Consider the following 14,770-nt stretch of genomic DNA (forward strand, 5'->3'; position numbering starts at 1 on the left):
GTATCATGAATAATACTCCATGGAAGAGACTCGCCAATGATACCTGTCGAACTGATTCGCCAAAAAGATTATCCAGCCATTGTTGATTGGGGATTGTCATTAACCGAAACTGAGCGAATTATTTCCTTAAAGGAATTGCAGAACTTTGATTATATTTCACTTCGTCTGGGGGAACATGTTGACGATGCAATCCCTTTGACAAAAATCGTTTGTACGCGTAGTTATGCAGATCAAAAAATGTTTCCTGTTAGCTGGCCAGTGAAACATACGTTACTTCATATGGTTAGTAGAAGTCGTTACCATGCTATACATGATGCGCTAATCACTTATTTTACTCACTGCGCTCCTGATTATCTGGATAGCGTGTTTGAGGATTGTTTGCGCGTTCCACATACATATCTAGATATCCGTCTTATCTGGCGTTGGTTTCAGCAAGGCTGGATTACCTTCAACGAAGCAGCGTTTGCCAACGTGTTATTTCACGTTGAGATGCATACTCGCAACGTTCAGGATGAAATTATCTGGCTGCGGGAAAACCCTCAAATCATAGAAAAGATAATTTTACCTTTCACGCAATATGACGTCCCTGTGCTTTTGCTAAGTCACTTTCATCAGGCCGATAACACGCATCATTGTGGTGTCGTTACCGAATTTTGGGATGAAGTGTTTAAGCAACTGTTTGCTGAAAATCTTTTACCTCGCCAGCTCATTAAAGAACTGTTAGCTTCATTAACAAATAATTTTAAAAAAGGTCGCCTTGACTGGCATATTCGTCTGATAAAGATGTTTAACCCACAAGAAGATGAATGGATTGATAATCAACAGTTATTATTTTCAGGGCTGAATGCCAGCAATAATTCAGTCGTCAATTTTGTTATTCAGACAATTCAAACATTTTACTCTCACCCTGAGTTCGACCATTCATCATTTATGCAGTGTTTTCCGGTAATTAGCGGACGAGAAAAATGCGATAAATCATTATTAATAGCACTTGATATTGCCGGTGATTTGGCAGAGCGATATCCACAATATCGTACAACACTGGCGCAAAACGTATCTGGAACCTTAATTCAGCGTAGCGAAAAGTTACAACTGCGCACAGCTGAATTAATGTTGAAATACCAATTGGCACAGGACGTTGCCGCGTTAGCTGAGCCATGGTTGGCGGGCTTAAAGCACAGTGTACTGGCACTGTTACAATGTGATTCACCGCTGGGCGAAAGTCATGTTATTCCCATGCTACAACATGAGCAGGTTATTGTTCCTGAAAACTGGGATGCGTTGTTGTTTCAAACTGGAAAAATGTTGGAAAATAAAGAAGCCCTGGACATTGAGCTTTTTTATGCCGGGATTATTGCTCTGCAAGATGAACTTCCTGATGGTTATAAAAAACAGTTACAACCGTACTATAAAAAATTACATAAAAAGTATCTCGGATCATCAATACTATATAGCCTGAAGGATTTTTTTCAGCAGTGGTTAAGTGATGAGTATGCATCAACGCCAGAGCGACATGAACGCCGCCTTCCGCATTTACAAAACCAAAACCAATTGGTACTGGCACGGTTGCGTGATAACTGCCACTTAAGTTTACTGGCAACACCAAGCCATACGCCGTTCTATGTTTCGCCACAAATCCTGGTGGAGAGATTGTTGGCCCACGAACGCGAGAATTATCCGGTTGATGTTGATGATTTAATTGTCGCCTGTAATCGTATTTTGCCAGGCGAGGTTACCGAAGAAGTGAAGCAACAGGCATTAATGTTAACCGGGAAATATGCCCGGTCGGTGCACTATATGTTGGGGATCACAGATGATATATCGGCAACAAATGACGAGTATTTACCACTCTGGACACAGATTACACGTACCCGAGATACAAACGGAGTATTCCCACAATATGAATCTATCGCCATCGCGCAGGCGAGTTGGCCTGGCATAGCCCAACCATTTACCTGTACGTATCGCATATTAATTGATAAGAATGAATATAAAACCTGGTACAGACTGGCATTAAATAACCGTGTGATTCATTGCTGGAAGAGAGATAGTCTTCACCATTATCCTGGTCATTATTACTATATGAGTCTGCGTCGAGATGAGTGTTGTCACTGGAAGGATGAATTGTATTATTTATCTCTGGTACCACATAACCCGGATTCATGGTTAAATCATTTTATTCCAGCGACGGCATCGGGAAACGAAGTTGATGGCTTTGAAGAATGCTTATATCCTCTACAATATTTGCTTGAAAACCAACTTCGAGTTCATCAGGCAGGTTGGATCTACATTGCAGTTTGTTTACTTTTTGAGAAAAAGATTAGCCGCGATTTGGCAGCAGAATATATACAATTGGCTATCCAGCATAACTTTGTAGACAGTCACTATCTGTCTGAATGTATTGCTTACTTACTTATGAATAAGTATGCGCCGGTTAATAGATTTATTGAATATCTTGATAACCACAACAGTGACCCAGCAGTACGAAAATTCCAAAAGCAAATTCTGGAGAATTGCATCACACTGGCTGGTGACAAAGATCTTCCCATTAATTATAAAAAAATAATAGATTACATGAATGAATTTACAACGCAAGGATGTGTGAAATGATCGATGTTAAAGAACATTACAGTCATATTATTGAGTCGGGAAATTCAGAGCAGTTGATGGCTTTCTTAAAAGAACTGGATGAAAAGTCTCGAAAAGACTTAGTTCCATTAATCAAGAAGGATGTAAAAAGATTAAGTAGTTTCAAGGAGATATCACGGAATACATGGGGGATTATTGGTAATAAAAATCAATTTAAAATGTTAAGTATTGCAATATTATGCTGTTACAATAAAAAAGACTTTAAAAGTATAAATTCTCGCATATTTAGAGATAATCAAGATTTGGATATGGCACTGGCGCTATTTTCTCCTGACTGGTTTACCGATTATGTCAATATTTTCGCAGATAAAGATGGTTGTCCTTTTAATTACGAACAAATTAGTGACTGGATCGCGGCAGGTTATCTTTCAAATGTGTCGCCAATGCTTATCGTAAAAAAAATAATTCATAGTAAAATGCTACAGAAGCACTCATTCACTTTAGATGTTCATCTCTGGGAAATATTTAATTATCCTTGTAATATATCATGGGCTGAAAGTTGGCATCATACACAAGAGAAACCAGAAGACGCCGATGAACATAGATGGATATACTTGTTCAAAAAATACGTTCAACAAAAAAGGTTAGACAGAATGCGGGTTTTAAAAGAAAGCCTTCTTGCTGTCAATCGCGGATTCAATAAAAATCAAACTAACTGGTATGTGGACTTGTTGACTGCTCTGGAACCTGCTGAAAATGAATGTTTGCAACTACAAAATGAATTATTTTCAGTATTTCATTGCCCGCAAAACAAACCAATTTCCTATGTATTAAAAATTATTAACAGCCTTAGTGCAAATCCTGAATTTGATTATGATGCATTTATTAATCATCTGCCTCTCATTTTTTCCTCAACAATTAAGAGTACTTTGAATAGTACTTTAATACTGGCCGATAAACTGGCAAGTAAATATCCTGATAAACGAATGACAATTTGTTATAACCTCACCGGTGTCTTTATAAATAAAGATGCCAGCCTTCAGGAGAAAGCGGCAAAACTAATTGTTAAGTATGGCGATCCGACAGATGCTGAGTTGAGTGCACTGTTGGATAGTTATATTAATAATTTGCTTGCTGGCACTAAACAATTATTAACGGATTTTCTTGATAGCAAACCCCCGGTTGCTGATGAAGCGTTGCTATTGCACCCAGTTATATCATTAATTCGTGATGATAACCGTATCCCAGAAATTGAAAGCTGGGATGATTTTGTCTTCCTGGCAGGTAGAGCGTGTCTTAACCTGGAATCGTATCATTTTGACCTGTTTCCCGCAGCGTTGTTACGTTTTGCGCCTGAGATTAATAAAGATAATCTTAGTCAACTGGAGCCTGCTTTTGGTCTGGCGCTGAAAACATTGCAATCTGGTTCTTCATCAGTTGGCGCATTCGATCAAATCCTTGCAACATTTATCCTTGAGTTTGCTGGTTATTTACTTAATAAATTACCTAACGAAAATATACTTAAAAAGTATAATCAATATCTTGAATTAATTAATAATGAAAATAAGAACTTAAAACTTAACTGGGGGTTTCATGAGTGGCAAAAATCTACCAAAGCAAAATTTCAGCCATGGATTGATATATTAATAAATGTCCTGCATTCGTTACAAAAATCAAACCACCTGCCACTTCTTTCAACTCCGACGCATTTGCCGTGTTTTATTGATCCCTGTACTCTTGTGCAAAGGTTAAGAAAATATCAAAAGGTAACTCAGGTTCCTGATAATTTAGATTTACAACTTGCTATTCAACGTTGCGTGATACCTGAAAATGAAATTAATTTAGCCGGATTAAACCAAAATGATACTGCGCTATTAAAATATTTCTTCCATGGTGATGTGAAGTCACTTAAATGTGTTGAAAATGATGATTTAGCATTGTCAGCCATTATTACACGTAATACCAGTCACTATGATTTAGCGTCATTCGAATACGGTTTGATTTTGCTAAGCAAAAACAATTTACCTGCAAATATCATCTCTAATGAGTTTTCATGGTGCCTTGAGACAAAAACACAGACAGTACCTTATTCAAAGGAGATAGTTTCTTACAAACAATTGAACTTTGATATATCTCGATACTGGCAGCAGGAAAAGACCAGACTTTTTTATGCCTTTAGTTTTATGAAAACATCGAATGGTTGGGAAACAGATAAGCAACGACTGTTATTTTCTTTTCCCGCTGCTCACGATCTTTTTTTAGTGCGGTTTATCGAATACCACTTTAAAACAGAATATAACGAGCCACGTGACACGATCCACTTGTTGCAGGCAATGCTTGAATTGCCTTTGCCGCTAACACCCATGGGACATCTACTTACCGCTTTTTGCATGCTTCACGCCGACAAAACTGTCCGTGCTCTTGCCGGAGAATTATGGATTGAAAAGCTGCGTTATCCACAAGGTGTGAATTCCGCCCATATCGGCGACATCCTGGGCCGGTTGGAAAAAGAGAGCTGGTCACCACTAAAGCGCTTTACCGATCTCGCCATGCAGTCGCTTATCAATATCAGTTCCCGCCACAATCAGGCATTACTTGAGATGATAAGTGCAATGGACAGCCATTTGAGCACGGTAAAAATCACCAACTACAAAAAGCTGACTGGGCTACGGCAGGAACTTGAAGCAGCATTGTAAAAGCTAATTTAGCACGTATAAAAATTGATATTCAGGGAAAGAGTAATGGATACGACTCAAGAACAATACAGCAAAATTATTGAATCAGGGAATTCAGAGCAGTTATTAGCATTTCTGAAGTCGCTGGATGATAAGCAGCGGAAAAATTTGGTGCCGCTTATAAAGAAAGACGTGAAACGATTAGGTGCCTATCAATGGTATGAAGTAAGCATCGGCGGTCTTCGTGGAGGAAGTTACAAGCAAAACGGTACAAAAAATCAGTTACAGATGCTTAGTGTTGCGATCATCGGTTGCTATGCACGAAAAGACTGTAAAAATATTGAACGTAACTTATTGAATTCTAATAATGCAGTTAAAGAAACACTCAAATGGCGCAGCCCGGAATGGCTTACTGATTATATTAATGGTGATATTAAAGGTGGAAATTTTTCAATAAGTTATGCCACTCTCTGCGACTGGATTGCCGAAGGATATGTTGGTAATATTACACCGCAGGTTATTGTTAATAAAATTACTTCTGCATCAAATCTTGAAAAACATCGTTTTTCTTTAGACGATCATATCTGGATGGTGTTTAATTATCCGTGCGGTGTTTCATTGTCAGATCAGTGGTATCCGAAAGAAAGTAAACCTGAGGGTGCCGATGATCATAAATGGATATATTTCTTCAAAAAATATACTATGGACAAACGCATCGACAGAATAAGAGTATTAAAAGAAAGCTTACTTGCGGTCAATCGTAACTTTAATCGTGAACAAACATGTTGGTACGCCACGCTATTTACTTCGCTGCAACCGACAGCGGACGAATGTTTGCAACTTCAGGAAGCACTTTTTTCGACATTTTATTGCCCGCACAGTAAACCTGGCACTACGGCATTACAGGCAATCAAAAAAATATCCGAACATCCGGAGTTTCACCGTGATGAGTTTATTTCCTGCCTTCCTCAGTTATTTTCTTTCACCACTAAAGGTATTGTCGATAGCGCTTTAACGATTGCTGATAAACTGGCGAAACAGCACCCTGATAAAAGATTTGAAATCTGCCAACACCTCACCTCGGTATTCCTTAATAAAGATGTCGGGCTACAAAATAAAGCAGCAAAGTTAATTGCAAAATATGCCAGTCCATTAGATCCAGAAATAAGCACGTTATTAAGCAGTTATGGCGATAATCTGCTTACAAGCGCTCGTGAGTTATTAACCGACTTTCTTGATATTACTCCGCTTACGCCCGATAACTCTGCTAAACTTTCTCCCGTATTGCCACTGATTCGTGATGATAACCGTATCCCCGAAATTGAAACCTGGGATGATTTTATCTTCCTGGCAGGACAGGCATTTCATAACGTCGAGTCGTATCACTTTAACCTGTTGCCGGCTGCATTGTTACGTTTTGCTCCTGAAATTAATGAAGAGAATGTGAATCAACTGGAACCTGCGTTTATGCAGGCGCTGGAAACATCTGAACATATTTCTTTCTTGGACGGGATGTTGGGCTTTTTCTTTATGGAATATGCGGCAGAGCTTATCTCACGTTTTCCACTACAGACAGCAAAAATTAAAATAATGTATGAAGATTTTCAGGGTTTAAAAAATACAACTGACAAATGGAAAAAGATAGACTGGGGGTTTCAATCCTATGATGAAGAGGACAAAAAACGAAGCCGCTCATGGATTGCGTTTTTCAAAAACATTCTGTTGTTATTAAAAAACAACGTTAATCTGTCTTTGCTTTCAATACCCACGCATCTGCCTTGCTTTATTGACCCGGCGGTGTTTGTCCACCGCCTTTTGCAATACCAAAATGCGGGTGTAGAACCTTGTAGTCAGGATATGCAACTTGCGATTCAACGATGTGTATTTATTGGCACTCAGCCTGATATTTCACAACTTAACTCCGAATATGCTGCATTAGTGCGATATATATTTTCCGGCGAGCAGGACGCATTAGCACAGGTCGCGCAGGATGATTGGAAACTGGCGGCCATTATTACCCGCAGTGCGGTTAACCCTGACACGACGTCTTTTGATGTCGGGTATGCGTTGCTGGAAAAACATGCGTTACCGATGGAGTTATTAAGCAATATGTTCCCGTGGTTTATCAGGGAAAACAAAACTCGCTTCCCTGCCCGAACATTCAATTTTGACGTCTCAACGGCTGTTCAAAATCTGGAGATGACTTTGTTCTATGCTGACAGTTTCATGCCTTGCTGTAAATACAGTTACTTTGGCGGAGGGTATAAGCGGCGAACGCTGTATGCTTTTCCCTGGCAGGGTGATGTCACACTCATGCGTTATATAGAAATGAATTTTCATGATCCAAACATTTCATCAACGAAGTCTAATCTGGAAATCCTTCAGGCACTTTACGATCTCCCGTTGCCACTTTCACCCATGGGCCATTTACTCACCGCTTTTTGCATGCTTCATGCCGACAAAACGGTGCGTGCTCTTGCTGGCGAACTATGGATTGAAAAACTGCGTTATCCACAAGGTGTGAATTCTGCCCATATTGGCGACATCCTTGGTCGGCTGGAAAAAGAGGGCTGGTCGCCACTCAAACGCTTTACCGATCTTGCCATGCAGGCGCTTATCAATATCAGTTCCCGCCACAATCAGGCATTACTTGAGATGATAAGTGCAATGGACAGCCATTTGAGCACGGTAAAAATCACCAATTACAAAAAGCTCAATGAGCTGCAACTCGAACTTACAAGGAAGTCATAAATGGAAGAGACACTCACTTATAGTTACAACATCCCATCCGCTTTGCACAAAACAAACGGAAAAGATGAATTACGCTTGGCGAAATACAGCGAGATCCAAAAGGCGTCTGACGCTCCCTGTTTTTTTGTCGGTCAGGTCAGGCAACCTTTTTTGATGGCGCGTTGTTTAATTGCCCTTTCCAACGTGGTGAAGTCGAGCTTTAACCTTTCGCCCGCGCAACTGGCGCTACTGAAAGATCCCATTGTCAGCGCAGGAAATGAGCGGGTGCGTTTTGAAGGATTTTCCCACTGTGCCGGGGTCTATGCGCGGCTTGATATTTTGCCCGATGGCTTAAACGGAGAGTTTTTACAAAGCGGCACGACCAATGTCGATTTTAACCAGCCTATGCTCTCGGCATTAGCAGGGGTAAGCAATAGTGAAGCTGTTACCTTATCCGTCGGTCAGAAATCGGTGGGGTTACATCTGGAAAATCACCAGGTTATTGAACGCAAAGTGCCACTTCCGGTGAAATGGATCAAAGGTCTGAGTAGCGTACAGGTCTACCTTGCTCAGTCGGCAAAAGGCCACCAGTTTACTAAAGTCCAGGCGCAGCAACTGTTTCGTTCCTTACCCAAAGGACAGGTGAAAACCGATTACTATTTACAGGTACGCGGTACGACGCCACAGTTTTCGCCAGTAAAATCAGTTAACGCGATTTGTATCGGCGGGCTGCATCGTCTGCGCTTACTGGAACCCTTGTTACCTTTTGTTGACTGCTTGCAAGTTTTTGCGCAACCGGATATGCAATCCACCACCTGGCAACTGTGGTTTGGCGATTTGCGTTTTACGCTTTCGTTATCTCGTGATTGCTGGCGTGGATTTTCTGGTGAGGGAGCGACGCTGGATGCGCTAAATGAAGGGATTGACGAGAGCTGGCTGACTATTTTTGACGAACAGGCACAGGCCAACCAGACTATTAGTCCGGCATTTTTTGCTTCTGGTGGAAGTCAGTGGCTGGGAAAAACCGACACACTGGCCGCGCAACTGGCGGCAATGGGATTACTGGGTTACGACCTTACCGATAATGCCTATTTTTATCGCCAGTTGCCGTTCAAACTCTCCCGCATAATGAGTCTGAATCCCCGTCTGAAAGGGGCTGAGAAATTACTGCAAGAGAACAAAGTTGAAATTATTAGCCAGCAGCCAGCCAGAACAGAGGCGCGAGTTGAAGGGAGTGGAGTACGGCATACCGTCATTCTCGATGCAAATGGTGAACGCTGTACCTGCGAATGGTTCAGTAAATATCAGGGACAAAGAGGGCCATGCAAACATGTTCTGGCGGTGAAGAAACTGCTAAGGCAATAGGTGCGTGATATACTCCCTCCAGACTCATCGCCTGGAAAAAGACAAATGGAACAAGCGCATACCCAGCTGATTGCCCAACTGAACGAACGTATTTTAGCGGCGGATAACACGCCGCTTTATATTAAGTTTGCCGAAACGGTGAAAAATGCCGTGCGCAGCGGGGTGCTGGAACATGGCAATATTTTACCCGGCGAGCGCGATTTAAGTCAGTTAACCGGCGTTTCGCGTATTACGGTGCGCAAGGCGATGCAGGCGCTGGAAGAAGAGGGCGTGGTGACGCGTTCGCGCGGCTACGGCACGCAGATCAATAACATCTTTGAATACTCGTTAAAAGAAGCGCGAGGATTTTCTCAGCAGGTGGTGTTGCGCGGGAAAAAGCCCGATACGCTATGGGTTAACAAGCGTGTCGTGAAATGTCCCGAAGAAGTCGCGCAGCAGCTGGCGGTCGAAGCAGGAAGTGATGTCTTTTTGCTTAAGCGTATTCGCTATGTTGATGAAGAAGCGGTCTCTATTGAGGAGTCGTGGGTTCCGGCGCATTTAATTCATGATGTTGATGCCATCGGAATCTCTCTTTATGACTACTTCCGCAGTCAGCATATTTTTCCAAAGCGTACCCGTTCCCGCGTTAGCGCCCGGATGCCGGATGCCGAGTTTCAGTCACATATTCAATTAGATAGTAAAATACCGGTGCTGGTGATCAAGCAAGTGGCGCTTGACCAACAGCAACGGCCTATTGAGTACAGCATCAGCCACTGTCGCAGTGATCTATACGTTTTTGTGTGTGAGGAGTAGTTCCTCGCGGGTTGGCGCGCAATCACCGCCGCGATGCCCGACAACCCACGACGCCACTGCATTGCCCAGCAATACGGCATCCGCCAGTGGCAAACCAGAGGCCAGTCCAGCTAATACGCCACCTGCATGACTGTCGCCCGCCCCAATGGTGTCTACAACTTGCGTTGGAAATGCTGGGATGCAGCCAGAAGCGTTATTGCTGAAATACCATGCGCCTTCTTTATCGAGACGAACGATCAACGGCGCGGCAAATTTCTCCTGCCATTGCTTGCCAAGTGTTGTTATCTCTGCTGATAAAGCAAAACGTTCGGCGGCAATCTCACCCTCCTGACGATTGAGTGACACTAAAGGTCGACAGGCCATGATTCGCGCCAGTAATGCATCCGGGATATCGCCAATACGTGGGCCAAAATCGATGAACGGCGTCACGTCTTGCAGACTCTCCAGCCATTCCACTAACAATTCACCGCAGGGCGAGGCCAGTTGATAACCGGAAAAATAGAGCAGGCTGCCAGGCGCAACGGTTAATCGCGCCAACCATTCGCGATTCCACTGATTTTCCACACCACTGAACGACATAAACGTGCGTTCACCATCCGGCTCAACCAGCGCCAGACACCAGCCGTTATCGCCTTCGGCGTTATCGATGAGGCTGATTAATCCTTCTTTCGCCATCCGGTTACGAATAATTTCCGCCCACACACCCTGGCCGAGCGGCAGGGCATTACCCGCTTCGATACCGAGGCGATTTAACGCCACGGCAATATTCAGTGCACAGCCGCCAACGTTAACGCTCTGCTGTTTCAGTTCGATATCGCACCCACGCCAGGGTAGGGCATAAGCGTCGGCGATCACATCAATGACCGCCGCGCCGACGACCATCACCGGCTGACGCGTGGTTAATTCAGGCAGCAGCGTGTGTAATCGAGCGCCGCTCATACCGCCTCCCGTTGTTGGCGATACTTCGCCAGCGCCGTGGCGTAATGATTAAAATCAAGCTGATTTACCGCATCCAGCTCCGTCTTAAACGCAGGATCGATAGCGTTAACGCCATGCAATGCGCCGCAAATCGCCGTCGCCATAGCGCCGATGGTGTCTGTGTCGCCGCCAAGATTGGCGCACAGAATGGCGCAGCGATTCGGGTCGGTTTGTGCCAGTTCAACCAGCGCAATGGCGCACGGAACGGACTCAATAGTGCTGGTACCTGCGCCAATGACCTGGTAAAGCTGTTCGCTGGCGGATTCGGTGCCGTCGGCATTGCGCACAATTTTCAGCGCAATCTCCAGACGTGCTGCCAGTGAGGCGCTGAAGGTAGTGATGCGTTTTTGCTGTGCATGTCGCGCAATTGAAGGCAGTGAATCAACAATCGCTGACCAGCTTTCTCCGTCAATGGCACGAGAAACCGCCCATGCGATGACTACCGCGCCTGCCACCGCCAGATCGGATTTATGAGTCGGGCTGGACGCCAGCGCTACATCATCAATAAAGGAATCAACATCACGCGCCGGAAGCAAACAACCTAATGGCGAGACGCGCATCGCTGCGCCGTTAGTCACGCCATTGTTTTCCAGTTCAGCAACGGGTTTACCGTCGCGAATGGCGTTAAGCGCAATCTTCGAAGTTGGGCCAAGCACGTTTTTGTTAAAGGCGTTGAAACGCAGCGCCCAGTCGAGAATATTACGCCCAATCAGATCCGGATCGATCTCGCCTTCACGTTCCAGTAACGCATCCGCCAGACACAGCGCCATTGAGGTATCGTCGGTGAATTCGGCGCGGTTAAAATAACAGGCCGCGTTATTCTCCTTTGGTCCAGGCAGAAAACGGTCAATCCAGCCAAAGTGTGCTTTAACGCGGCTGCGTGGCCAAAGCTCGGAGGGCATCCCCATCGCATCCCCTAACGCCTGCCCATAAAGAGCACCGAGAATACGTTCTGTTTTCATTTAACTTCCCCTTGTGTCAACGCAATATCGCGATCATCGACCTTGATAGCCGTAATTTCGTTGTCGGATTCGCGGAAAAAAATCATGAACAGCACGGCGATAATGGCAATCATCACCGCGCCGAAAGTCCACATCCCGGACCAGTTGAAAGTCAGTCCGTTTACCGGTTCCGGATAAGCGAACATCTTTTCCATCATCACACCGCCAAGACGATAGCCGAGCAAACTGCCGAATCCCTGGCAGCAGAGCGTGATCAGCCCCTGCGCAGCGGTACGCATATGCACGGGGGCTTTTTTATCGACATAGATGTAAGCGGTAACGTAGTAAAAATCGTAACTTACTCCATGCAGCAAAATGCCGAGGAACAGTAACGCGTAGGTGAAATATTCATCCGCACTACCGTAAATAAATAAGCCATAGCGGATCGCAGCGGTGACCAGACCAAGTAATAATACCTTTTTGATACCAAAGCGTTTGGTAAAAAACGGCAATGCCAGCATAAAGAAGATTTCAGAGAACTGGCCGAGCGTCATCCAGCCGGTGGCGTTTTTCATGCCGACTTCTGTCAGATAACCGTTGGCAAAGATGTAATAGAACGCCAGTGGCATCGCAAACAGGAATGAACAGAAGAAAAAGACGAGGAAGTTTTTATCGCGCAGCAGGATCAGCGCATCCAGGCCGAGCATGACTTTAATGTCCATTTTGCCGGTGCTTTTTGGCGGCGTGTCGGGCAGGAAAAACGCAAACACACCGAGCAGAGCAGAACTTCCGGCGGTAATCAGCAGCGGGATGTTAGTCGGAGAGATATCAGCATAACCCAGCATTTGCGGCAAAAATCCACATGCCAGACCGGAGGCAATCCAGCCGATAGTGCCCATCACACGAATGCGTGGGAAGTCACGCTCCACATCCGGCACGTTGGCAAAAGCGATACTGTTAGTCAGCGCAATGGTCGGCATATAGGTTAGCGAGTAGGCCAGCAGTAACGGGAAGAACCCGGCAAAAGTGGTCTGTTGCGCAGCGAAATACATCAGCGCCGCACCAGCGAACATCAATACCGCCAGCACTTTCTGCGCCGAGAAAAAGCGGTCAGTGATGGAGCCAACCAGAATTGGCGACAGGATCGCCGCAATGGCGGTACAGGCATACGACCAGCCAATTTCTCCGGCACTAAAACCGCTTTTACTTAACCACAACCACAATGGCACAAACCACGCGCCCCAGATAAACCATTCAACAAACATCATGAACGACAGCTTTGCTGTTGTTTTCATCTTTTAATTCCTTCATGACAGGTAATGTAAGGTACGCGATGACAATACCATTTAATAATACCTTTTAAATACCTTTGAGGTGAAAATTTGACCGCGGTAACATTTTTTCTGATGAATCGAGCCAACAGAAAACGCTGAAAAAACATCCAAAAGATGGAAAAACTCGCCTGTAACGACCAGGATTATGATTGCCCGCAAAAGGCGGGCCAGGACAATCCATAGCCGATATCCAATCGGAATTTACGGGAGCATAGTAATGACAGATATTGCGCAGTTGCTTGGCAAAGACGCCGACAACCTTTTACAGCACCGTTGTATGACTATTCCTTCTGACCAGCTTTATCTCCCCGGACATGACTACGTAGACCGCGTGATGATTGACAATAATCGCCCGCCAGCGGTGTTACGTAATATGCAGACGTTGTACAACACTGGGCGTCTGGCTGGCACAGGATATCTTTCTATTCTGCCGGTTGACCAGGGCGTTGAGCACTCTGCCGGAGCTTCATTTGCCGCTAACCCGCTCTACTTTGATCCAAAAAACATTGTTGAACTGGCGATCGAAGCGGGTTGTAACTGTGTGGCGTCAACTTACGGCGTGCTGGCATCGGTATCGCGGCGTTACGCGCATCGCATTCCATTCCTTGTCAAACTTAATCACAACGAGACGCTAAGTTACCCGAACACTTACGATCAAACGCTGTATGCCAGCGTGGAGCAGGCGTTCAACATGGGCGCGGTGGCGGTTGGCGCGACCATCTATTTTGGCTCGGAAGAGTCACGTCGCCAGATTGAAGAAATTTCTGCGGCCTTTGAACGTGCGCACGAGCTGGGCATGGTGACCGTGCTGTGGGCCTATTTGCGTAACACCGCCTTTAAGAAAGATGGCGTTGATTACCATGTTTCCGCCGACCTGACAGGTCAGGCGAACCATCTGGCGGCAACCATAGGTGCAGATATCGTCAAACAAAAAATGGCGGAAAATAACGGCGGTTATAAAGCGATTAATTACGGTTATACCGACGATCGCGTGTACAGCAAGTTGACCAGCGAAAACCCGATTGATCTGGTGCGTTATCAGTTAGCTAACTGCTATATGGGCCGGGCAGGGTTGATAAACTCCGGCGGTGCTGCAGGCGGTGAAACTGACCTCAGCGATGCAGTGCGTACTGCGGTCATCAACAAACGCGCTGGCGGAATGGGGCTGATTCTTGGACGTAAGGCGTTCAAGAAATCGATGGCTGACGGCGTGAAACTGATTAACGCCGTGCAGGACGTTTATCTCGATAGCAAAATTACTATCGCCTGATACGCCTCATACGAACAGCACTACCCCGTAGGGCGGATAAGGCGTTCGCGCCGCATCTGACATAAAACAACGTGCACTTTGTTACGGCTTCCCCCG

9 protein-coding genes are annotated in these 14,770 nt (G+C 44.9%); 6 read left to right on the forward strand and 3 right to left on the reverse strand.

Annotation, left to right across the window (positions count from 1 at the left end):
- Positions 1 to 36: 36 nt before the first annotated feature.
- Genes AABJ99_RS08750 through yegW form a run of 5 tightly spaced genes read left to right on the forward strand, consistent with a single transcriptional unit; the run spans position 37 to position 10,151 of the window.
- Positions 37 to 2,610 (forward strand): DUF6493 family protein, encoded by a 2,574-nt coding sequence (locus AABJ99_RS08750; protein WP_338387535.1) that lies wholly within the window; start codon positions 37 to 39, stop codon positions 2,608 to 2,610.
- Positions 2,607 to 5,285: a DUF6493 family protein gene (locus AABJ99_RS08755; protein WP_338387536.1), complete on the forward strand. Its 2,679-nt coding sequence runs from the start codon at positions 2,607 to 2,609 to the stop codon at positions 5,283 to 5,285. Before AABJ99_RS08750 ends, AABJ99_RS08755 begins: the two co-directional genes overlap by 4 nt.
- A gap of 45 nt (positions 5,286 to 5,330) precedes the next feature.
- Entirely contained in the window at positions 5,331 to 8,015 is a 2,685-nt protein-coding gene (locus AABJ99_RS08760) for a DUF6493 family protein (protein ID WP_338387537.1), read from the forward strand.
- Positions 8,016 to 9,359: an SWIM zinc finger family protein gene (locus AABJ99_RS08765; RefSeq protein WP_039021742.1), complete on the forward strand. Its 1,344-nt coding sequence runs from the start codon at positions 8,016 to 8,018 to the stop codon at positions 9,357 to 9,359.
- 45 nt (positions 9,360 to 9,404) lie between these two features.
- On the forward strand, positions 9,405 to 10,151 hold the full coding sequence (gene yegW / locus AABJ99_RS08770; RefSeq protein WP_000434034.1) for a GntR family transcriptional regulator: 747 nt from the start codon (positions 9,405 to 9,407) through the stop codon (positions 10,149 to 10,151).
- On the opposite strand, the gene yegV is transcribed toward yegW, so the two are convergent.
- The 3 genes from yegV to yegT are packed head-to-tail and all read right to left on the reverse strand — an operon-like array spanning position 10,125 to position 13,365.
- On the reverse strand, positions 10,125 to 11,090 hold the full coding sequence (gene yegV, locus AABJ99_RS08775) for a carbohydrate kinase family protein (RefSeq protein WP_039021741.1): 966 nt from the start codon (positions 11,088 to 11,090) through the stop codon (positions 10,125 to 10,127). The two genes, yegW and yegV, sit on opposite strands and share 27 nt — an antisense overlap.
- Positions 11,087 to 12,091 carry an ADP-ribosylglycohydrolase family protein gene (gene yegU / locus AABJ99_RS08780; protein WP_039021740.1) on the reverse strand — a complete coding sequence of 335 codons (1,005 nt, stop codon included), beginning with the start codon at positions 12,089 to 12,091 and terminating at the stop codon, positions 11,087 to 11,089. Before yegU ends, yegV begins: the two co-directional genes overlap by 4 nt.
- The gene (yegT, locus tag AABJ99_RS08785) at positions 12,088 to 13,365 is read right to left on the reverse strand and encodes a nucleoside permease (protein WP_338387538.1); all 1,278 of its coding nucleotides are present in this window, start codon (positions 13,363 to 13,365) and stop codon (positions 12,088 to 12,090) included. Before yegT ends, yegU begins: the two co-directional genes overlap by 4 nt.
- Before the next feature lie 256 nt (positions 13,366 to 13,621).
- On the opposite strand from yegT, the gene fbaB reads away from it, so the two are divergent.
- Positions 13,622 to 14,674 carry a class I fructose-bisphosphate aldolase gene (fbaB, locus tag AABJ99_RS08790; protein WP_039021738.1) on the forward strand — a complete coding sequence of 351 codons (1,053 nt, stop codon included), beginning with the start codon at positions 13,622 to 13,624 and terminating at the stop codon, positions 14,672 to 14,674.
- Positions 14,675 to 14,770 lie beyond the last annotated feature (96 nt).

This window comes from Escherichia coli, from assembly GCF_036503815.1.
GTDB classification, from domain to species: domain Bacteria; phylum Pseudomonadota; class Gammaproteobacteria; order Enterobacterales; family Enterobacteriaceae; genus Escherichia; species Escherichia coli_F.

Bases quoted from the DNA above. Each gene is read 5' to 3' on its own strand.
- AABJ99_RS08750 (WP_338387535.1), top strand. From the start codon at position 37: ATGATACCTGTCGAACTGATTCGCCAAAAAGATTATCCAGCCATTGTT.
- AABJ99_RS08755 (WP_338387536.1), top strand. From the start codon at position 2,607: ATGATCGATGTTAAAGAACATTACAGTCATATTATTGAGTCGGGAAAT.
- AABJ99_RS08760 (WP_338387537.1), top strand. From the start codon at position 5,331: ATGGATACGACTCAAGAACAATACAGCAAAATTATTGAATCAGGGAAT.
- AABJ99_RS08765 (WP_039021742.1), top strand. From the start codon at position 8,016: ATGGAAGAGACACTCACTTATAGTTACAACATCCCATCCGCTTTGCAC.
- yegW (WP_000434034.1), top strand. From the start codon at position 9,405: ATGGAACAAGCGCATACCCAGCTGATTGCCCAACTGAACGAACGTATT.
- yegV (WP_039021741.1), bottom strand. From the start codon at position 11,090: ATGAGCGGCGCTCGATTACACACGCTGCTGCCTGAATTAACCACGCGT.
- yegU (WP_039021740.1), bottom strand. From the start codon at position 12,091: ATGAAAACAGAACGTATTCTCGGTGCTCTTTATGGGCAGGCGTTAGGG.
- yegT (WP_338387538.1), bottom strand. From the start codon at position 13,365: ATGAAAACAACAGCAAAGCTGTCGTTCATGATGTTTGTTGAATGGTTT.
- fbaB (WP_039021738.1), top strand. From the start codon at position 13,622: ATGACAGATATTGCGCAGTTGCTTGGCAAAGACGCCGACAACCTTTTA.